This is a genomic window from Halobaculum sp. D14 (genome assembly GCF_051195135.1).
GTDB lineage: Archaea > Halobacteriota > Halobacteria > Halobacteriales > Haloferacaceae > JBNTKA01.
In genome coordinates this window covers 546020-566817 of sequence record NZ_JBNTKA010000001.1, presented here as the reverse complement: position 1 = coordinate 566817, position 20798 = coordinate 546020, and the positions used below count along the sequence as shown (strand labels likewise).

The following is a 20798-nucleotide window of genomic DNA, read 5'->3' as shown; positions in this document are numbered from 1 at the left end:
CGCGTCAGCCGAGTTTGTCGTAGCTGTCCTGCTGGGAGCGCCAGTACAGGACGCCGCCGACGACGAGCGCGACGACGACGAGCGCAGCGACGCCGTACATGATGAGCCGGTTCCGCTGCTGGGCGCTCTGAGCCTGTTTCGCCTGCTTCTCGGCGGTGTTCGCCAGGTCGATGGCGTTGTCGAAGTTACCGGCGTTGTACGCCGAGACGGCGTTGTCGAACGTCTTCGACGCCTCCGGCGCGTTCCCGGCGGCGTCGATGGCGGCCGCCGCGGCGTCGAGCGCCTGCCGCGCCTCCCTGCTGTCTTCGGTGTAGTGCGTCGCGGTCCGCGACAGGATCTCGTTGGACGTGCCGCCGGACCGGGTCTGCTGCAGTTCGACGAGCAGGAACTGCTGTTGCGGCTCGTAGCTGAACTGCTCGATGGCCGGGACGGTCCCGGTCACCTTCACCTGCACCTCGGCGTGGTTCTCCGCTGCGCTGACGGTGGCGCCGGAGAAGTTCCCGCCGTCGAACGACTGCTGGTTCACCTTCGCGCCGGTCTGGTCGTACCACGTCACGGTCCACGTGACGTTGTTCAGCCCGGTGGAGCCGGCGAGTTGCCACTGTTCGAGCGACGGGTCCTTGTACAGCGCGTCGAGCGTGACTGTCGCGGTCACCTGCGTGCCGACCTCACCGGTGTCCGGCGCGTCCGTCGACGCGACCGAAACCGCCGCAGCCGGGGCGACGGCAGCGGTGAGGAGGGCGAACGTGGCGAGGGCCGCGAGCAGTTTAGAAGAGTGACTCAAGTTCGTCTTCGTCATCACTGACCAGGTTATCGAGGTTGTCGTCGCTCTCCTCGCGGATCTCGTCGATGTTGTCCTGCGCCTCGATAGCCACCTGCTGCAGCTCCTTGATGCGCGGAACGTTCGTGACGCCCGACAGCAGGATGACGGCCGCGACGAACCCGGAGCCGCTCACCGGGTAGTCGCCGCCGCGAACCTCCATCGAGCCGGTCTGCTCTTCGAGCCACTTCCGGCCGCGTTCGATGCCCTTCCGGTTCAGGTGCTCGGGCGGCCCCGCCATGACGAGCAGCGCGCGCTCTGCACCCTCGATTTCGCACGGCAGCGTGAGCCGGCCGAGCGCCGCCTTCCGCACCAGCGACGTGATACGGTTCGTCGTGTGCGCGGTGTCGAGGCTGTCGTCGCTCTCCTCGCTGCCGGTGAGCCGCGAGAGCAGCCCGCCGGAGGACGACTCTTCGACCTCCTCGGAGGCGTAGCCGACCGTCGAGACGCCGCCGCCGCTGAGCGTGTTGATGATTTCGCTGGAGTCGACGACGGACTCGGCGACCTCCTGGCCGGCGTCGACTTCGCCGGCGCCGAACAGGATGCCGAACCGCTTGACGATCTCCTCGTTGATCTCGTCGTAGCCGCCGGAGACCGACTCGCCGGTCTTCCGCCACGCGTCGTTGTCGAACACCATGAGGTTGTCCACCTCACGGACGAACGTCTGGAACGACCGCGCGGCGTTCAGCGTGTAGATGCCGCCCTCGTCGCTGCCGGGCAGGATGCCGAGTCCGTAGACGGGTTCGGTGTAGATGCGCTTGAGGTGCTTCGCGAGCACCGGCGCGCCGCCGGAGCCGGTCCCACCGCCGAGCCCCGAAATCACGAGGAACGCGTCGACCTCGTGGACCGGAATGGAATCGACGGCCCCCTGAACTTCGTCGATGTCCTCCTCGGCGATCTCCGCGCCGAGTTCGTTGTCCGCGCCGACGCCGTGCCCCTTGACTCGACTCTGCCCGATGAGGACCCGCTGGTCCTTCGGGATGTTTTCGAGCCCCATCAGGTCCGCTTTCGCGGTGTTGACGGCGACCGCGGCACGGACGATGTCCGAGCCCGTGCGCTGGTCGTAGGCGACGAACTTGTCGACGATCTTCCCCCCCGCCTGGCCGAAACCGATGAGTGCCAGTTTCATGCGTCTCCCCTCCTCATTAGCCGAGGAACAGTCGGAGCGCGGATAAAAGGTTTGTGATGCGGGTATCATCCATGAGACGCCGAAACAGGGGTGAACCGCCCCCGAAACCGCACGACAGAACCGACCCACACCGTGGCATTCCCACGCACGAACCGGCCGGCCGCCCGGCACCGACCTGTCATTTATACCTTTCGTCAGACAGCACCCAGAACTGACTCGTTCCGGTCCGCGACGACCAAATCGGGGCGTCGCGCGCGCCGCGGTCCGGTCGCGCGCGCAGAGACAACGAACAGCCGTTGGTCCCATCACCGACCCCGTCTCGTCGGCCGCCGACCACCGGCCGAGTTCGGCTCGGCGGCGTCAGTCCGATTCGTCGGCGACGCCGAGGTACGCCGCGAGCGACGTCAGGTCCGCCTCGGAGACGCCGAACGCGTCGACGTCGTTGTCGTCGGTCGTGTTGTCGAACTGCAGCGACCGGTACTGGTCCGGCCCCATCGGGAAGCCCAGCGCGCCGAGGACGGTCAGCCCGAGTTTCGCCATCGGCATCGGGAGGCCGACGACGGTGACCGACTTCCCCTCCGACTCGTACACCAGGTTCGTGATTTCGCGGAGCGTCAACACCTCCGGGCCGCCGAGTTCGTACGTCTCGTTGCGGTGTTCGTCCTCCGCGACGGCGTCGGCGATCATCGGCGCGGCGTCGCCGACCCAGATGGGCTGGAACCGGGTCTTCCCGCCGCCCGGCAGCGGGTACACCGGGACGCCCGGCGCGAACAGCCCCTTCAGCCGCTTCGTGAACGAGACGAACTCGCCGCCCTCGCCGAACACGACCGAGGGCCGCAGGATGACGTGCGCGAGTTCGGACGACCGGACCGCCTCCTCGGCGCGCCCCTTCGCGCGGATGTAGTGCGTGTCGCCGTCCGGGTCCGCGCCGAGCGCCGACAGCTGGACGAACCGGTCGACGCCGGCCGCCTCCGCGGCGCGCACGAGGTTCTCGGTCCCCTGCCGGTGGAGCACGTCGTGCATCTCGTTGCCGCCGTCCGGCGTGAACAGCGGCGAGAGCGCCACGAGGTTCACGACGACGTCGGCCGACTCGACCGGCCCGACAAGCGTGTCGTAGTCGGTCACGTCGCCCGTCTTCTCGACGACGCCGTCGGGCAGGTCGGCGTCGCCGGGCGAGCGCGACAGCGCGACGACGTCGTGGCCGCGGTCGTCCAGTTCGGTACACAGGTGCGTCCCGATGAAGCCGGAGCCGCCGGCGACGACTACTCGCATATCGTCTACAGGTGGGGCGGAGACACCGTAAAGGTGCGGGCGTGACGCGCAGCCGCGGTCGGCGGCGTCCGCTTTCCGAACGGCTTTGCCGCCGGAGCCTCTCGGACGGCCCATGGTCGTCGACGGGAAGGAGGCGCCGCCGAACCCGGAGCAGCCGTCCGGGCCGCGGACGGCGCTCCGCCGCGCGTGGACGTGGGTGTTGCTCGACGGGTCGCGGTGGTGGGTGACGGCGGCGCTGCTCGCGTTGCTGTTCGTCGTGCTCGGCCCGGTCGGCCACGCGCTGTTGGCCGTCGTCGAAGTCGAGACGGCGCTCGCTGAGCGGCACACCGTGGTGCCGCTGGTGTCGACGTTCCTGTCCGGGAACTTCCTCCTGGTCTCCATCGTCGTCTCCGTGAGTTCGCTGTTCGTGAGCCAGGAGCAGAACACGCTGCCTCAGCAGTTCGGTCGGGTGCAGAGCGTCGTCGAGTACCGCCGCCGCCTCGAAGACGTCGCGGGGCTGGACCACGCGCCCGCCGCGCCCGAACGGCTGCTGCGGGTGCTGTCGGCGGAGGTGCTCGAACGCGCCCAGCAGCTGCAGGACGAACTCCGCGCCGTCGACGTGGACGTCCGGGCCGACGTCGACGCGTACGTGTCGTCGCTGTCGGCGGAGACCGGCGAGATGAACCAGGAGCTGGACGGCGGCGCGACGACGTTCGACGTGATGCTGGCGACGATGGACTACGACCACGACCGCCAGATAAACGACCTCCGGGGGCTGCGCGCCGAGTACGGCGACGCGCTCGACGAGCGCGCGGAGGACCGCATCGACGAGCTGCTGACGCTGCTCCAGTACTTCGCGACCGCCCGCGAGTACTTCAAGACGGTGTACATGCGCCAGGAGTTCGCGCGGCTCTCGCGGAACCTCGTCGTCGTGAGCCTGCCGACGATCGGGCTGGTGTCGTTCGCGCTGCTGCACCTGAATCGGCTGCCGCAGAGCCACTACCTCATCGTCACGGTGCACGTCGTCGCGCTCGCGCCGTTCACGCTGCTGTCGGTGTACGTGCTGCGCGTGAGCGCGGTGAGCAGCCGGACGCAGGCGGCCGGCCAGTTCGTCGCCGGCAGGAGCGGCGGCGACATCCGCGGGCCGCGCGAGGACTGACCCCGGAAGACGCGGTGCCGTGGTGCTGCGGCCGGTGGCCGGCCGGCGGTCCGACCGTTCGGCCAGTTCCGTGCTCGCTCCGAAACGGTTTTCCTGAACCCTGACGCACGGTCAGTATGCCGACAGAGGAGACGGGGTACGACCCGAGTCTGGGTCGCAAATTCATCTTCGTCACCGGCGGGGTGATGTCCGGGTTGGGCAAGGGCATCACCGCCGCCTCCACCGGTCGCCTGCTCGCCAACGCAGGCTTCGACGTAACGGCAGTCAAAATCGACCCGTATCTCAACGTGGACGCGGGCACCATGAATCCGTATCAGCACGGCGAGGTGTACGTGCTGAAAGACGGCGGCGAGGTCGACCTCGACCTCGGGAACTACGAGCGGTTCCTGGGCGTCGACATGACCTCCGACCACAACGTCACCACCGGGAAGACGTACAAGCACGTCATCGAGAAGGAGCGCGCCGGCGCCTACCTCGGGAAGACGGTGCAGGTCATCCCGCACATCACCGACGACATCAAGCGGCGCATCCGCGAGGCTGCCGCCGGCACCGACGTCTGCATCGTCGAAATCGGCGGCACCGTCGGCGACATCGAGGGGATGCCGTACCTGGAGGCGCTCCGGCAGTTCGCCCACGAGGAGCCCGAAGAGAACGTCCTGTTCACGCACGTCACGCTCGTCCCGTACTCGAAGAACGGCGAGCAGAAGACGAAGCCGACACAGCACTCCGTGAAGGAGCTGCGCAGCATCGGGCTGCAGCCGGACGTCCTGGTCGGCCGGTGCGAGGACGAACTGGACGACAGCACGAAGGAGAAGATCGCGCTGTTCTGTGACGTCCCGACGGACGCCGTGTTCTCGAACCCCGACGTCGACGACGTCTACCACGTCCCGCTGGTCGTCGAAGAGGAGGGGCTCGACGAGCACGTCATGGACCGGCTCGGCCTCGCGGACGAGGCGCTGCCGGAGTCCGAGCGCGAGTCGCGGTGGCGCGAACTCGTGACGCGCGAACGCACCGGCGAGGTCGACGTCGCGCTCGTCGGCAAGTACGACCTCGAGGACGCCTACATGTCGGTCCACGAGGCGCTGAAACACGCCGGGCTGGAGCACGGCGTCGACGTGAACGTCGTCTGGGTGAACGCCGACAAAGTGGGCGGCGAGCACGCCGACCGGCTCCGGGAGGCGGACGGCGTCGTCGTCCCCGGCGGCTTCGGGTCGCGCGGCACGGAGGGGAAAGTCGAGGCGATTCGGTTCGCCCGCGAGAACGACGTGCCGTTCCTCGGGCTGTGTCTCGGCTTCCAGATGGCGGTCGTCGAACACGCCCGGAACGTCCTCGGCTGGGAGGAGGCGAACTCCGCCGAACTCGAGCCGGAGACGCCGTACCCGGTCATCGACCTGCTGCCCGAACAGGAGGACGAAGAGGAGATGGGCGGCACGATGCGGCTCGGCGCGCACGACACCGACATCGAGCCGGGGACGCTCGCCGCGGAGGTGTACGGCGACGACTCCTGTACGGAGCGGCACCGCCACCGCTACGAGGTGAACCCCGAGTACATCGACGAACTCACCGCCGGCGACCTGACGTTCTCCGGGACGGCCGGCCGCCGGATGGAGATCGTCGAGCGCGACGACCACCCGTACTTCATCGGGACGCAGTTCCACCCCGAGTTCCGGTCGCGGCCGGACCGGGCGTCGCCGCCGTTCGTCGGGCTGCTCGACGCCGTCCTCGACGACACGGACCCGCGGGACGGCGCCGCCGCGGCCGACGAGGAGGTGAGCGCCTGATGGTGGACGTCGAGGAGTTCATCGCCGACGCCACCGCGGAAATCCGCGACGAGGTCGGCGACGCGAACGCGGTCATCGCGCTGTCGGGCGGCGTCGACTCGTCGGTCGCGGCGGCGCTCGCTTACCGCGCCATCGGCGACCAGCTCACGCCGGTGTACGTCGACACCGGGCTGATGCGGAAGGGCGAGACCGCCCAGATTCGCGAGACGTTCGCCTACATGGACTCGCTTCGCGTCGTCGAGGCGCAAGACCGGTTCCTGGACGCGCTCGGCGGCGTCACAGACCCGGAGGAGAAGCGGCACGTCATCGGCGAACAGTTCATCCGGGAGTTCGAACGCGAGGCGAAAGACACCGACGCCGACTACCTCGTGCAGGGCACCATCTACCCGGACCGCATCGAGTCCGAGGGGAACATCAAGAGCCACCACAACGTCGGCGGGCTGCCGGACGTCGTCGACTTCGACGGCATCGTCGAGCCGGTCCGTGACCTGTACAAAGACGAGGTCCGCGAGGTCGCGCGCGCGCTCGAGCTCGAAGCCGTCGTCTCCGAGCGCATGCCGTTCCCGGGGCCGGGGCTCGCCGTCCGCATCGTCGGCGAGGTCACCGAGGAGAAACTGGAGGTGGCGCGCGAGGCGTGCCACGTCGTCGAAGCGGAGACCGAAGAGCACGAGCCGTGGCAGGCGTTCGCCGCCGTCATCGGGAAGGCGACGGGCGTGAAAGGCGACAACCGCGTCCACGGCTGGGTCGTCTCGGTCCGGTCGGTCGAGAGCCGCGACGGCATGACCGCCCGCGCCCAGAACCTCCCGTGGGAGACGCTCCAGCGCATCCAGAGCCGCATCACCGGCGCGAACAACAACGTCGCCCGCGTCGTCTACGACGTCACGCACAAGCCGCCGGCGACCATCGAATACGAGTAAGCCGCCGCGACCATCGAAGAGGAGCACGCCGCCGGCCGCCACGGACACCAGTACGCCGCCGCCACTACGCCGACGGACGCCGGCCTGTGCCACCGTGCCGCACGGCGAAGGCGGTCAGTTTTTCCGCGCAGCCGCGCTGTGTACAGCCATGACAACGATTTCGGCCGTCGTCGCCGGCCCCGACGAGGACGGTATCGGCGCGGCCCTCGAATCGGTCGGGGTCGGCGTGACGCGGCTGGAGGGCGTCGTCAGCGGCGCCGACCTCGACGACGCCGGCATCGCGGACGCGGCGCTGTACGTCCTGACCGACCTCGAAGAGGCGACGAGCATCGCGGTCGCGAAAGACCGGAACCCGGACGTCCGCGCCGTCGTCTACGCGCGTGAGTCGCTCCCGGAGTTCGCGAAGGGGCAGACCGACCTCGCCGTCGACCCGGGGCTGCTCGCCGCCGACGTCGTCGCCGAAGAGCTCGCGGAGTAGCCGGGGGCGCGCCGGCGCCAACCGCCTCGGCCGACGGTTAATCGAGCTTAATCCGGCTTTAGACGCCCGCGAAACCCCTGAATCCAGGTTCGGCGTTTACCCCCTTCAAGGGGTCGGGGGTCGTGGCATCGACCGCGATGAACGTCCGACGACTGCTCGCGGTCACCGTCGCTGCGCTCCTGGTGAGCGCCGGCGCCGGTGCCGCAGCGACCGGAACTGGAACAGGAACCGTGTCAGCGGACACGTCCGCGGACGCCTCCGACTACGAGGCCGACGCGAGCATCGACAACGGGACCGTGACGTTCGTCGTGACGGCGAACGGCTCGGCCGCCGAGGGGGTCGCCGTCAGCGTCGAGGGCGACTCCGTCGGGACGACCGGCGCCGACGGCGCGGTGACGTTCGAGACGAACGCCTCGGAGTTCACCGTGACCGCGGCCGCCGAGAACGTCACCGGCGAGTTCACGTACGCCGTCGAGAACGGCACGCTGAGCCTCGTCGAAGGCGGGTTCCAGGCAGTCGAGGACGACGCCGCCGAGAACGAGACGGACAACGAGACGCGCGGGCCGCCGACCGACGTGCCCGCCGCCGTCCCGGACCGCGTCGAGCGCATCCACGCGGTCATCAACGCCTACCTCGCGGGCGACCTCAACACGTCGCTCGGGACGGCCGTGAGCGCGGCCGCCGCCGGCGACGCGCGCCCGGACCACGCAGGCGGTCCGACGAACGAGTCGGCAAACGCGACTGACGAAGACGACGAGCACGAGCGCGGGCCGCCCGCGAACGGCACCGACTCGGCGAACGAGACCGAGTCCGACGACGAGCGCGGGCCGCCCGAGCACGCCGGACAGTCAGACTCGGACGACGGCGACGACGCCGACGACGGCGAGGGGAGCGAGGGCAGCGACGCGGAAGACGACGGGACGGACGAGGCTGACGGCGCGGAAATCGAGTCCGGTGACAGCCCCGGAAACAGCGGTTCCAACGGACACGGCAACGGCGACGGCCGGCCGTGAACTGACGCGCCGACGAACGGGCGGCGAATCGAGACGCGACAGGGGCCCCGGCCGACCGGGGAGAGGCACACGACGCACGGACGACGGGTGACCGCGGGGCTGGGGGGCCTCGCGGACGCACCCACCGACGTTTTTGCTTCGGCGGAGCCGTCCACGTACGTGGACGAACTCACCGACGTACCCGCGGAACTGGACCCGGCGGACGGCGACGTGGCCTCCGCGGAAGTCGTCGTCACCGACGACGTGCTCGTGAAGGCGTTCGTGCTCGGGGCGGGCGCGGCGCTCAACCCGCACGAACACGGCGACAGCACGAACGTGTTCCACGTCGTCGAGGCACCGTCACGGTGCTCCGCGGCGACGAGGAGGCCGACGTGTCGGCGCCGGGCGTCGTACACCACGAGCGCGGCGCGGTCCACGGCGCCCGCAACGACACCGACGAACGGGCCGCGTTCACCGCGAGCCTCTGCCCGCTCCCCGGAAGCGGCTGAGTCTGAGCGGCGAGAACCGGAGACGGCGCAGTCACGTCGCCGGCGCAGCCGCTACGGTGTCACGGTGTCGGCGACCCGGAAAAGCGGCGCGGCGATTACTCGTCGTCGACGACGACGGCGTTCACCTGCCCGGTCTGGCCGGGGCGGGAGGTGACGCGGGCGCGGCCGGCGCTCGTCTCGATGACGGCGCCCTTCGTGATGATGTTCCGGCGGACGTAGTTGACGTTCGACGGGTTCTCGACGACGTCCTCGATTTCGGCGGTCTCGGTTTCGCCGTCCGTCGCGACCTGCGCGGTGTCGGCGGAGAGCGCGCGAATCTTCTCGTTGTCGCCGCGGGCGTCGATGGTGCGGAACCGAGGTTCGCCGACCGTCGTCTCGGTCGGTTCGCGCCCGAGGCTGTGTCGCTTCTTGTTGCGGAACGTGCGGCGTCGGCCGCCGGTGCGCTTGCGCTTCTGGCGACCACTCTGGTCTTTCATACGTCGGTGCAGGCCCGGCGCATACTTGAATCGCTCGACTCTGCCGTCGCCGGCTCTCGCGGCCGTTCCCGGCCGTTCACCGACGGCTGACGGCGATTCGCGGCGGTGAGCCAGTCCGGACTGCCGGGATGCCCGCGGTCGGGGCGGTACCGCCCCGCCGCTGACTACGGCTCCTGGACGTCCTCGATGCCGGCGTCCGTGATTTCGAACCGCGCGGTGCCGCCGGCGGGCTGAGAGCGGTGCTTCTCGATGGTGGCTCGGCGGTTCCCGCCGCGGAACCGTTCGAGCCGGACGACGACACCCGTCCAGTGTTCGAGCGTGTTGCCGCCGAGCGGCCGGGTGCGGTCGGCGTCCGGGTCCGTGAACACCTGGTTGGTGAGAAGCACTGCGAGGTCGTGTTTCCGGGCGAGCGACAGCAGGTGCGTCACCTGCCGGGCGACGGCGCGGAGCGCGTCGCCGGCGGCGGCGTCGCTGTTGCGCTCCAGCCGGTAGAAGCCGGTCGCGGAGTCCAGCACGACCAGGTCGACGCTGTCCGCGAACTCCTCGGCGTCCTGCACCGCCTCGCCCTGCTCGTCGAAGCTCATCGCCTCCGTGACGATGAGCCGCGAGGCGACCTCCTCGACCGGCTCGGCCGTCCGCGCCTCCGAAATCTGTCGGAACCGCTCCATCGACAGGTCCTCGGTGTCGATGTAGAGGACGGAGCCGCCGGCCGCGGCGACCTCGACGGCCGCGGTGAGCGCGACGTTCGTCTTGCCCGCGGCCGGCGGGCCGTACAGCTGCGTGACGACGCCGCGTTCGATGCCGCCGCCGAGCAGGTCATCGAGCGCCGCGCAGCCGGTGGAGAGAGGGTCGGGCACGGTGGACGCTGGGGCGTCACCGCATATGAACTCCCCGACCGGCCGCTCGCCGACCGCCGCCGTCGGCAGCGACACGGTAAAGCGTCCGAGCCGCCCTAGAGGCAACTGTTGATCGTCGTCGTCACCGAGGATTTCGGGCTGTATCACGCCGCAGTCGGCGAGCTGCGCGACCGCGGCGCCACGTTCACCACCGCGGAGCCGGACGAGCCGCTCCCCGAGCGGGCCGAGGTCGTCATCTCGGCGGCAGACGAAGGCGTCACCGCCGCCGACGACGTGACCCACGTCACGACCACCGCGGACGACGTCCGGGCGGGCGTCGACGCCGCGCTCGGCTCGCTCCGCGGCGGCGACGACCGGCTCGTCGTCGGCGTCGACCCCGGGGAGCGCCCCGGAATCGCGGTCTGCGTCGGCGACACCGTCGTCGCGGCGTTCCACGTCCCGCTCGCGGACGCCGTCGCGACGGTCCGCGAAGAGGTCGCCGGCGAACCGGACGCGCTCGTCCGCGTCGGCGACGGCGCCCGGCTCCAGGGCGCCCAGATCGTGAACGAACTGGAGGACGTCGCCGTCGAACTGGTCGACGAGACCGCGACGACGCCCGCGCTCGGCGCCGGCGCGAGCGGGAAGGGGATGGCGGACGTGCTCGCCGCCGTCAACATCGCCCGCCGGGAGGGCGACCCGGTGGAGACCCGCGACGTCGACCCGACGCCCGGCGAGATTCAGCGCGTCAAAAACGAGTCGCGCGAGCGCTCCGACGGCGAACTCACCATCGACGCCGACCTCGCCCGCCGGGTCGCGCTCGGCGAACTCACGATGACCGAGGCGCTCGCGAGCTACCGCGGCGACTAGGACCGGTCAGTCCAGCCGGTCGTGGACGGCCGCTTCTGCGCGCCGCAGGACTTCGCGGGTCGGCACGCCCGACTCGCCGGCGACCGCGGCCGCGTCGTCGTACTCGGCGCTCACGTCGTAGACGTCGCCGTCTGCGTCGGAGGCGACCTTGACGGACACCTCGTAGCTGTCGCCGTCGACGTCCAGTTCGGCGGTTTCGAAGCGCCGCTCGGCGACCCAGCGGTGGCTGGCGCCGCCCTCGCGGACGCCGAGCGTCCCGGTCTCCTCCGCGAGCCGCCGCGCGACCGCCTCCGCGTCGTCCGGTTTGCAGATGACCTTCACGAGGTGGCCGGGCCGGGACTTCTTCATCGTCGCCGGCAGCACCGATACGTCGCGCGCGCCGGCCGCCCGCAGCGACTCGTGGAGGCCGCCGAGCACCTCCGGGGCGGCGTCGTCGAGGTTCGTCTCCAGCACCGCGATGTCGTCGCGGACCAGGTCCGTCGCCGCGTCGCCGCCGCCGTCGGTCGTCGCCTCGCCGACGGTGGCGCGGACGACGTTCGGCCGGTCCGGGAAGTCGCGGTCGCCGGCGCCGTAGCCGGAGTCGTCGACGCGGAGCGACGGGAGCCGGTCGACGCCGTCCGCGAAGTGCGCGAGGACGGCGGCGCCGGTCGGCGTCAGCAGTTCGGCGTCGGCCGGGCCGCCGCGGACCGCCCAGTCGGCGCGCTCCGCGATTTCGACGACCGCCGGCGTCGGCACCGGGTAGACGCCGTGGCTGAACTCGACTTCGCCGTCGCCGGTCGCCACCGGCGTCGTCACGACCCGGTCGGGGGCGAGGTCCGCGACGAGCAGACAGCAGCCGACGACGTCCGCGATGGCGTCGTCCGCGCCGACCTCGTGGAAGTGCGTGTCCGCGAGCGGCTGGCCGTGCACGGAGGATTCGGCCTCGCCGAGTATCTCGAAGACGTCGAGCGCGTCGCCTTTCACGCCCTCGGGCACCGCCATCGCCTCGACGAACTCGACGACCTCGGCGTAGGTGCGCTGGGAGCCGTGGCCCTCTGCGCCATGCTCGTGCGCGTGGTCGTGCCCGCGCGGACACCGGTCGTCGGCGTCGCCGTCGCCGTGGCTGTGCGAGTGGTCATGGCCGTCGCCGTGGTCGTGTTCCGCCGCGTCGTCGCGGGGCGCTTCGTCGTGGACGACGCGGGCGCTGGTGGCGGAGATGCCGCACTTGTCGACGGTTTCGAACTCGACCGTGACGGGCAGGGCCTCCTCCACGGGCTCCAGGACGGCGGGGTCGGCGCCGGCCGCGACGAGCGCGGCGAGCAGCATGTCGCCGGCGGCGCCCATCCGGCCGTCGAACGCGAGGGTACGCATACCGTGACCGTGGGCCGCCCCGCGAAAAAGCGTTCGGAGCGACGACCGGCGGCGAGCGCGGCCGCTGACCCGGACGAAGCCGCCCGCCGGAGCGCCGGCTATCCGGGGCGGTGTGCCGACGGCGTCTGACGGACCCGGTGGTGTTTTCCGTGCCGCCGACGTACCGTGTTATCGTCTAGCACTCGGCCGGGCGCCGAGGTCGCGAACCGTCGGTAGCGTAGCACTTAACCCCGGCCGTGGCAGAGACACCGCACACGAACACCCCGCCTCCCAAACAATGAACGAAGTCCAACTCGAAGTGGCGAAGGCCTACCCGAACGACTCGGGGCGCGGCATCGCGCGCCTCGACCCCGACACGCTGCTGCACCTGAAGCTGTCGCCCGGCGACATCATCGAGATCGAGGGCGCCGAGACGACCGCCGCGAAGGTGTGGCGTGCCGACCGGCAGGACTGGAACACCGACACGGTCCGCATCGACGGCTTCACGCGGCAGAACGCCGACGTCGGCATCGGCGAGCGCGTCACCATCCGGAAGGCGGAGGCGAAGAAGGCGGAGTCGCTGACGCTCGCGCCGCCGGAGGAGGCGTCCGTCCAGTTCGGTTCGGACGCCGCCGGCATGGTGAAACGGCAGATCCTGAAGCGGCCGGTCGTCGAACGCGACATCGTCCCGGTGATGTCCAGCACGAACCACCCGTTCATGCGGTCGCCGGGGCAGGCGATTCCGCTCATCGCGGTCGACACCGAGCCCGACGGCGTCTGTCTCATCACGGAGGACACGGACGTCGAACTCCGCGAGGAGCCGATATCCGGGTTCGAGAAGACCGGCGGCGGCATCACCTACGAGGACATCGGCGGCCTCCAACAGGAGATTCAGCGGGTCCGCGAGATGGTGGAGCTGCCGATGAAACACCCCCAGATATTCAAGAAGCTCGGCATCGAGCCGCCGCAGGGGGTGCTGCTGCACGGCCCGCCGGGCACCGGGAAGACGCTGCTGGCGAAGGCGGTCGCCAACGAGACCAGCGCGTCGTTCTTCTCCATCGCGGGCCCCGAAATCATCTCGAAGTACTACGGCGAGTCCGAACAGCAGCTCCGCGAAATCTTCGAGGACGCGAAAGACGAGTCGCCGAGCATCATCTTCATCGACGAACTCGACTCCATCGCGCCGAAACGCGAGGACGTCACCGGCGAAGTGGAGCGCCGCGTCGTCGCGCAGCTGCTGACGATGATGGACGGCCTGGAGACGCGCGGACAGGTCATCGTCATCGCGGCGACGAACCGCGTCGACAGCGTCGACCCGGCGCTGCGCCGCCCCGGCCGCTTCGACCGCGAAATCGAAATCGGCGTCCCGGACGAGACCGGCCGGAAGGAGATTCTGCAGATTCACACGCGCGGCATGCCGCTCAGCGACGACGTCGGGCTCGACCGGCTCGCCGACGAGACGCACGGCTTCGTCGGCGCCGACATCGAGAGCCTGACGAAGGAGGCGGCGATGAAGGCGCTGCGGCGCTACCTCCCCGAAATCGACCTGGACGAAGAGGACATCCCGCCGAGCCTCATCGACCGCATGATCGTGAAGCGCGAGGACTTCCAGGGCGCGCTCGCCGAGGTGGAGCCGTCGGCGATGCGGGAGGTGCTCGTCGAGCTCCCGAAGATTTCGTGGGACGACGTCGGCGGCCTCGAAGACGCACAACAGCAGGTGAAGGAGGCGGTGGAGTGGCCGCTGTCAGACCCGCAGAAGTTCGAGCGGATGGGCGTCGAAGCCCCGAAGGGCGTGCTGCTGTACGGGCCGCCCGGCACCGGGAAGACGCTGATGGCGAAGGCCGTCGCGAACGAGACGAACGCGAACTTCATCTCCGTCCGCGGCCCGCAGCTGCTCTCGAAGTGGGTCGGCGAGTCCGAGAAGGCGATTCGGCAGACGTTCCGGAAGGCCCGGCAGGTGTCGCCGACCATCATCTTCTTCGACGAGCTGGACAGCCTCGCGCCGAGCCGCGGGCAGGAGATGGGGAACAACGTCTCCGAGCGCGTCGTGAACCAGCTGCTCACCGAACTCGACGGGCTCGAAGAGATGGGCGACGTCATGGTCATCGGCGCGACGAACCGCCCCGACATGATCGACCCGGCGCTCATCCGCTCCGGCCGGTTCGACCGGCTCGTCATGGTCGGCCAGCCGGACGAGGAGGGCCGCGAACAGATCCTGCGCATCCACACCGACGACACGCCGCTCGGCCCCGACGTCAGCCTCCGCGAACTCGCCGAGACCACGGACGGCTACGTCGGCTCCGACCTGGAGTCCATCGCCCGCGAGGCCGCCATCGAGGCGCTCCGCGAGGACGACGACGCCGAGGCGGTGTCGATGCGGCACTTCCGCGCCGCCCTTGAGAACGTCCGGCCGACCATCACCGAGGACATCCTCGACTACTACCAGAACGTCGAAGAGCAGTTCAAAGGCGGCGGCAGCGAAGGCATCCGCCGCGAACAGGGCGGCGGCCGCATCGGCTTCCAGTAGAACCTCTTTTGCGGGGGCCCTCCCTCGTTCACTTCGTTCACTCGGTCGAACCCCCGTAAAACCCGTTCATGCCAAAACCGCCGCGCTCTCACTGCGTTCGAGCGCGGAGAACCGCTCGCTTCGCTCGCGGATGCCCGCAGCACACTTGCGGGCCTATCGAACGACGTTTACTCCGCCAATTCCGCGATTCTCAGCCCGCAGCACGAATCCGCAGTGTGAATCACTGCAGCCAGTGCGGTCGGCGCGAGCGCACCCGCCGTGAGCGAGGGAGCGAAGCGACCGAGCGAACGGAATTTTGGCATCGACGGGTTTTGCGGGGGTTCGACCGAGTGAACGAAGTGAACGAGGGAGAACCCCCGTCAAAAGAGGTCGGTTAGTAGATGAGTTCGTCGTCGTTTTCGAGCATGTACAGCGTCCGCGCGGCGATGTTGACGGCGTGGTCGCCGACGCGTTCGAGGTCGCGAATCGTGAGCAGCAGCCGGGAGACGTCCTGCATGATCTCGTCGACGTCCTCCTCGGAGTCGACGCCCTCCTGCTGGATGAGTTCGCGGACGACGGTGGCGCTGGCGTCTTCGCACATCTGGTCGAGTTCGTCGTCGGTGTCGGCGACTGCGTAGCAGGCGTCGACGTCCTCGTCGGCGTACGCCGCCATCGCGGCGTCGATCATGTCGAGCGTGAACTCGCCGATGCGCTGGACGTCGACGTCGGGGAACACGTCGTGTTCGGCGTCGAGCGTGTACTCGCCGAGGTTCGTCGCGAGGTCGCCGATGCGTTCGAGGTCCGTGATGATTTTGAACGACGACGCGATGAACCGCAGGTCGCCGGCGACCGGCTGCTGGAGCGCGAGCAGGTCGACGCAGTCCTGCTCCAGTTCGAGGTAGAGCTGGTTCACTTCGCTGTCCTCCTCGATGACGCGGCGCGCGAGCTCCTCGTCTTTCTGTTTGAGCGCGTCCATGCCGAGCCGCAGCCGGTCGGCACACAGTTCGCTCATGTAGAGCACGTCCTCGCGGAGCTCTTCGAGGCGCTCCTGGTACTGCTTCCGGGGCATACCGACTCTGCCGCCCGACGCGGGGTAAGCGTTACTCTCGTCGGTCCGCCGCGCGCGTCCCGAGACGGGTCACCGCGGCGGCTACAGGTCGTCTTCGACGTCCGACGTGCTCGACAGCGTCGACGCGAGCACGTCGACGACGCGCTCGCCGAACGCGAGCCCGCCGAGCGCGACGACGACGACGTACGCGGCGAACAGCGTCTGCGTTTCCATACCGAATCGTCGGTGCGCAGAGAGATAAGCCTCGTGCCCGGCGTTCGGCAGTGAGACCGGACTCGGGAGAGGCCGGTCAGGTGAGCATCGGGACCGTGACGACGCCGACTCGGTCGGCGAGCGCGAGCACCAACACGGCCGCCCCGACGACGGCGAACGCAGCGTCGCCCGCGCCGAACCGACGTTCGTTGGTGGCGGGCGGCCGCTCCGTGAACGAGTAGCCGCGCTGCTGGAGCACCGCCATCATCGTGTTGGCGCGTCGGACGACCGTGAACACGACCGGGATGAACATCCGCGGCAGGTTCCGCGCGAGCGTCAGCGGGTTCCGGGTTTCGAGTTTGACGCCCTTCAGCTTCGTCGCGTCCGCGATGCGAATCATGTCGTCGACCGTGAGGTACAGCAGCAGCAGCGTGTACTGCCACGCGAAACAGAACACTTCGGGCGCGCCGAGTCCGCGGAAGCCGTCGGCCATCTCCTCGACCCGCATCGTCGAGAACAGCGACACCGACGTCACCAGCGCCGCGGTCCACGCCAGCGCCAGTTTCAGGCCGGCCGCGAGCGCGCCGCCGTCGAGCGACCACGTGAACGTCCCTGCGACGATCTCGGGGAGCGACGGGAAGAACACGATGGAGAGGATGTTGATGAGCTGCAGCCCGTACAGCGCGCCGAGCCACAGCGGCGGGACGCGCGCCAGGACGGCGACCCCGAGGCCGACGACGGTGAGCGCCGCCATCCACTGCCACGTCGGGGCGACGTAGATGAGCGCGACCAGCACGAGGAACACGAATATCTTCGCCCGCGGGTCGCGCCGGTGGACGAGCGTGTCGCGGTCGTTGTACAGCGTCGGGACGCGGAGTTTCACGCTGACACCTCCGTGAGCACGTCAGTGAGTCCGCGCCGGGAGAGCGCGTCGACGTCGACGTCGTCTGCGAGGCGGGCGGCTCGCGGCGGCGCGACGTCCCACTCGACGAGCCGCTCCCAGTTCGAGGGCGCGAACACGGACCGCGTCTCGCCGGTCGTCGCGACCGCGCCGTCGACGAGGACGGTGACGGTGTCGGAGGCCGAACAGACGAGGTCCATGTCGTGTTCGACGAGCACGACGGCCTTCCCGGCGTCTCGGAGCCGCTCGATGGTCTCGTGGACGCTGTTCCGCGCGGCCGCGTCCAGCCCGACCATCGGCTCGTCGAGCACGACGACGTCCGGGTCGAGCACGAGCGCCTCCGCGATGGTGACGAGTCGGCGGTGTCCGCGCGGGAACAGCGTCGGGTCGCGCTCCATCAGTTCCTCGTCGAGCCCGACGAGTTCGCGGGCGTACTCGACGCGGGACTCGATTTCGTCGTCGGTGAACCGCGTCTCCTTGGAGAACCAGCCGGTTCGCTCGTACCGCCGGCGTTCGAGCGGGTAGGCGAGTTCCTCGCGTACCGTCGACTCCGAGAGCTGCTCGTCCGGGTTCTGAAACGCGGTGCCGACGTCCCACGCGAGGTCCATCGCGGTGGAGTCAGTCGTGTCGGTACCGCAGACCGTGACGGTACCGTCGTCGGGCTTCGACAGGCCGGCGAGCAGCTTCGTGAGCGTCGTCTTCCCGGCGCCGTTGCCGCCGACGACCGCGCGCACCTCGTTGGCGTGGACGTCGAGCGAGACGCTGTCGACCGCCCGGGTTCCGTCGCCGTACTCGTAGACGGCGTCGTCGACCGACAGCTGCGTCGGGCCGAAGCCGTCCGGGACGACGGTCTGCCGCTGTACGTCGCCGACGCCCGCGTCCCGGACCGTTCGCTCGAACTCGCCGTCCGTGAGCGGCGCTCCGGGCAGCCCTGCTCCGTCCGCGACGTGGAGCGGCGTCGGCGGGTGGACGCCGTCGGTGTCGAGGAAGTCGTCCGAGCGCAGCACCGTCTCCGTGGGACCGATGGTCCGGAGGTCGCCGTCGTCCATGACGCCGAGGCGGTCGACGCGCTCGGCGAGGAAGTCCGGGTCGTCGTCGACGACGATCACCGAGGTGTCGCCGGCGAGGTCGTCGATGATGCCGCCGAGCCGCTCTTTCCCGCGGGGGTCGAGCATCCCGGTCGCGTTGTCGAAGATGACGACGTCCGGGTCCATCGCGAGCACCGCGGCGACGGCGACGCGCTGCTGTTGGCCTCCCGACAGCTCCCAGGTCCGCTTGGACGAGGCGTCGAGGTCGCCGAGCCCGACGCGGTCGAGCAGTTCTCGGGCGCGGGCCGCGGCCTCCTCGCGCGGAACGCCGCTGTTCCGCAGCGGCGCCATTACTTCGTCGAGCGCGTACACCTGCGTCATCTGCGCCCCGAAGTCTTCGAACACCATGCCGACGCGGCGGCCGTCGGCGGCGTCGTTCGCCTCCGACAGCGGCACGCCGTCGAGTTCGATGTCGCCGGCGAGGGTGCCGCCGGTGACGGACGGGACGAACCCCGCGAGCGCCATGCACAGCGTGGTTTTTCCGGCGCCGACGGGGCCGGCGAGACCGAGTGCCTCGCCGGGGTCGACCGACACCGAGACGTCGTTCAACGCGGGGTCTGGTTCGCCGGCGTACGTGAATGTGAGCGAGTCAGCGTGTAACATCGGACGGTGGAGTGTGAGGCGGGGACCGAGCGGTCGGTGAGCGAGCGATGCGTGTCGCGGTCATCTCGTCAGTTGGCCGACGAGGAGCCCTGCGGAGCGAATCCGAGGTAGCGCTCGATGCGGCCGTGCAGCAGCGGGTAGACGATGACGAGCGGGATGGCCCCCAGCACGATTCCGTGCGTGACCGTGTTCCCGACGACGTTGATGGCGTAGAACGTCGCCGTCTCGCCGTCGATGACGAGGTACGCGACGCCCTCGATGGCGATCTGAACGAACGCGCCGACGACCGCGGCGATGGACATGTGGGTTTTGTTCGTCGGGTCGCCCCAGCGGTGGAGCACGTACGCGAACGCCCACAGGCCGACGACGTAGCCGAAGAAGCCGAACGCGTCGTCGGCGGCGTACCCCTCGACGACGTCGAGGATGCCTTCACCGAGCGCCATCCCGAAGCCGACCGACAGCGTGGCGGCGCCGTACGGAAGCAGCGCCGCGAGCAGGTACGGCAGGAAGAACGGTTTGAAGTCGGTGTCCCCGAAGAACTCCGGAATCCCTGCGAACTCGGTGAGCAGGAGCCCGCCGACGAACAGTACCGCCGTGATTCCCGTGATGACCATCAGCTTGGCCGGTGGAATCTGCTGTGACTGGTTCTGCGACATCGACTGTTCGTCGGGAGAGCACCCCCAAAAGGCGTGCTAAGAGGTGTACTGGGCGCTCGTGAGCGGTTCGGAACGATATATAGCGCTACCGAGCGGAACCGAATCGGGACACGCCGCCCGGCGGCGCCGGGTCGCTCGCGAGTGACGCGGCCCCGCGTCGATGCGCGACCGTCGGGCGGGAGTGCAGACGGCGACGAACGGATGCTTCGGCGGCGCGGCGGGAAAGCGGGGCCGCGAAGGCCGTCGTCGTGGCGGGCCGGCGGAGTCGCGGAGTCGACGGGCAGGCCGTCGCCGGACTACCCGAACTTCCCGGTGATGTAGTCTTCGACGCGCTGAGACTCGGGGTTCTCGAATATCTTCTCGGTGTCGTCGTACTCGACGAGTTCGCCGCCGGTGAGGAACACCGCGGTCTTGTTGGAGATGCGGGCGGCCTGCTGCATGTTGTGGGTGACGATGACGACCGTGTACTCGTCGGCGAGGTCGGCGATGAGGTCTTCGATCTGGCTGGTGGCGACCGGGTCGAGCGCCGAGGCGGGCTCGTCCATCAGGATGACCTCGGGGTCGACGGCGATGGCGCGGGCGATACAGAGCCGCTGCTGCTGGCCGCCGGAGAGTTCGAGCCCGGACTCGTCGAGCCGGTCTTTCACTTCGTCCCACAGCGCCGCCGCCTTCAGCGCCTCCTCGACGCGCTCGTCGAGGTTCTCGGTGCGGTCCTGGATGCGGAGGCCGTAGGCGACGTTGTCGTAGATGCTCTTCGGGAACGGGTTCGGGTGCTGGAACACCATGCCGATGCGGCGGCGGAGCGCCACCGGGTCGACGTCGTCGTCGTAGACGTTCTTCCCGTTGAACAGCAGTTCGCCCTCGACGCGCGCGGCGTCGATGAGGTCGTTCATCCGGTTGATACACCGGAGGAACGTCGACTTCCCGCAGCCTGACGGCCCGATCATCGCGGTGACCTGGTTCTCCGGGATTTCGATGGAGATGTCGTCGAGCGCCTGGTCGTCGTTGTACCAGACGTCGAGGTGTCGGCTCTCGATGGCCGTGTCGGCTGCGGCGACCGGTTCGGCGTCGTCGGACTCTGAGAGGCCGCCGCGGCCGGGGTCGGTGTCGACGAGCTGGTCCGGACTGGAGTCTGTCGGGTCCGTGTCGCTCATCCGTACATCACCTGGGGCGCTCCCGCGGATAGGTGTTCCGTACCGAGCGGTCGGCCGCGCTGTTCGCCCCGGAGGCCGCGTGTCG

General features: G+C 69.6%; 19 protein-coding genes and 1 pseudogene. 8 read left to right on the top strand and 12 right to left on the bottom strand.

All coding sequences use genetic code 11. The features are described 5' to 3' along the window. Positions 1 to 4: 4 nt before the first annotated feature. The 3 genes from ACQUST_RS02830 to ACQUST_RS02820 form a co-directional block, all read right to left on the bottom strand. Positions 5 to 799 (bottom strand): hypothetical protein, encoded by a 795-nt coding sequence (locus ACQUST_RS02830; protein WP_435124679.1) that lies wholly within the window; start codon positions 797 to 799, stop codon positions 5 to 7. Then, positions 768 to 1949, bottom strand: a complete 1182-nt coding sequence (locus ACQUST_RS02825; protein WP_435124676.1) for a tubulin/FtsZ family protein — start codon at positions 1947 to 1949, stop codon at positions 768 to 770. The genes ACQUST_RS02830 and ACQUST_RS02825 overlap by 32 nt, the downstream gene beginning before the upstream one ends. 360 nt (positions 1950 to 2309) lie before the next feature. Next, positions 2310 to 3221, bottom strand: coding sequence for a complex I NDUFA9 subunit family protein (locus tag ACQUST_RS02820; protein WP_435124673.1), 912 nt, complete (start codon positions 3219 to 3221; stop codon positions 2310 to 2312). Positions 3222 to 3333: 112 nt separating this feature from the next. On the opposite strand from ACQUST_RS02820, the gene ACQUST_RS02815 reads away from it, so the two are divergent. From ACQUST_RS02815 to ACQUST_RS02790, 6 genes and pseudogenes are all read left to right on the top strand, one after another. After that, on the top strand, positions 3334 to 4359 hold the full coding sequence (locus ACQUST_RS02815) for a hypothetical protein (RefSeq protein WP_435124671.1): 1026 nt from the start codon (positions 3334 to 3336) through the stop codon (positions 4357 to 4359). Between the two features lie 116 nt (positions 4360 to 4475). Then, a complete protein-coding gene (locus ACQUST_RS02810; protein ID WP_435124668.1) occupies positions 4476 to 6140 on the top strand; it encodes a CTP synthase in 1665 nt (554 codons plus the stop codon). Beyond that, the gene (guaA, locus tag ACQUST_RS02805; RefSeq protein ID WP_435124666.1) at positions 6140 to 7057 is read left to right on the top strand and encodes a glutamine-hydrolyzing GMP synthase; all 918 of its coding nucleotides are present in this window, start codon (positions 6140 to 6142) and stop codon (positions 7055 to 7057) included. Before ACQUST_RS02810 ends, guaA begins: the two co-directional genes overlap by 1 nt. Positions 7058 to 7205: 148 nt before the next feature. After that, a complete protein-coding gene (locus ACQUST_RS02800; RefSeq protein ID WP_435124664.1) occupies positions 7206 to 7535 on the top strand; it encodes a DUF7126 family protein in 330 nt (109 codons plus the stop codon). Positions 7536 to 7672: 137 nt separating this feature from the next. Further along, positions 7673 to 8548: a hypothetical protein gene (locus tag ACQUST_RS02795; RefSeq protein ID WP_435124661.1), complete on the top strand. Its 876-nt coding sequence runs from the start codon at positions 7673 to 7675 to the stop codon at positions 8546 to 8548. A gap of 159 nt (positions 8549 to 8707) precedes the next feature. Beyond that, positions 8708 to 9036, top strand: a pseudogene (locus tag ACQUST_RS02790) (cupin domain-containing protein). A 95-nt stretch (positions 9037 to 9131) separates the two neighbouring features. On the opposite strand, the gene ACQUST_RS02785 reads toward ACQUST_RS02790, so the two are convergent. Next, on the bottom strand, positions 9132 to 9512 hold the full coding sequence (locus tag ACQUST_RS02785; protein WP_435124658.1) for a 30S ribosomal protein S8e: 381 nt from the start codon (positions 9510 to 9512) through the stop codon (positions 9132 to 9134). 164 nt (positions 9513 to 9676) lie between these two features. Beyond that, positions 9677 to 10369 (bottom strand): DNA repair and recombination protein RadB, encoded by a 693-nt coding sequence (gene radB, locus ACQUST_RS02780; protein ID WP_435124656.1) that lies wholly within the window; start codon positions 10367 to 10369, stop codon positions 9677 to 9679. 108 nt (positions 10370 to 10477) lie between these two features. Here radB and ACQUST_RS02775 point away from each other — a divergent pair, with 108 nt between their 5' ends. After that, positions 10478 to 11215, top strand: coding sequence for a hypothetical protein (locus ACQUST_RS02775; RefSeq protein ID WP_435124654.1), 738 nt, complete (start codon positions 10478 to 10480; stop codon positions 11213 to 11215). Between the two features lie 6 nt (positions 11216 to 11221). Here the strand turns inward: ACQUST_RS02775 and larC are convergent, their stop codons facing one another. Next, entirely contained in the window at positions 11222 to 12565 is a 1344-nt protein-coding gene (larC, locus tag ACQUST_RS02770; protein ID WP_435124652.1) for a nickel pincer cofactor biosynthesis protein LarC, read from the bottom strand. Between the two features lie 277 nt (positions 12566 to 12842). Here larC and ACQUST_RS02765 point away from each other — a divergent pair, with 277 nt between their 5' ends. Further along, a complete protein-coding gene (locus ACQUST_RS02765; protein WP_435124650.1) occupies positions 12843 to 15071 on the top strand; it encodes a CDC48 family AAA ATPase in 2229 nt (742 codons plus the stop codon). Between the two features lie 373 nt (positions 15072 to 15444). Here ACQUST_RS02765 and phoU read toward each other — a convergent pair whose 3' ends face one another. The 6 genes from phoU to pstB all read right to left on the bottom strand — a co-directional run bounded on the left by phoU (position 15445) and on the right by pstB (position 20713). Then, positions 15445 to 16119: a phosphate signaling complex protein PhoU gene (phoU, locus tag ACQUST_RS02760; RefSeq protein ID WP_435124648.1), complete on the bottom strand. Its 675-nt coding sequence runs from the start codon at positions 16117 to 16119 to the stop codon at positions 15445 to 15447. 81 nt (positions 16120 to 16200) lie between these two features. Then, positions 16201 to 16332 carry a hypothetical protein gene (locus ACQUST_RS02755; RefSeq protein ID WP_435124646.1) on the bottom strand — a complete coding sequence of 44 codons (132 nt, stop codon included), beginning with the start codon at positions 16330 to 16332 and terminating at the stop codon, positions 16201 to 16203. Positions 16333 to 16408: 76 nt separating this feature from the next. Then, positions 16409 to 17194, bottom strand: a complete 786-nt coding sequence (locus ACQUST_RS02750; protein WP_435124643.1) for an energy-coupling factor transporter transmembrane component T family protein — start codon at positions 17192 to 17194, stop codon at positions 16409 to 16411. Further along, positions 17191 to 18903, bottom strand: a complete 1713-nt coding sequence (locus tag ACQUST_RS02745; protein ID WP_435124641.1) for an ABC transporter ATP-binding protein — start codon at positions 18901 to 18903, stop codon at positions 17191 to 17193. The genes ACQUST_RS02750 and ACQUST_RS02745 overlap by 4 nt, the downstream gene beginning before the upstream one ends. A gap of 68 nt (positions 18904 to 18971) precedes the next feature. After that, a complete protein-coding gene (locus tag ACQUST_RS02740; protein WP_435124639.1) occupies positions 18972 to 19559 on the bottom strand; it encodes a hypothetical protein in 588 nt (195 codons plus the stop codon). A 296-nt stretch (positions 19560 to 19855) separates the two neighbouring features. Continuing rightward, positions 19856 to 20713: a phosphate ABC transporter ATP-binding protein PstB gene (gene pstB / locus ACQUST_RS02735; protein ID WP_435124636.1), complete on the bottom strand. Its 858-nt coding sequence runs from the start codon at positions 20711 to 20713 to the stop codon at positions 19856 to 19858. Positions 20714 to 20798 lie beyond the last annotated feature (85 nt).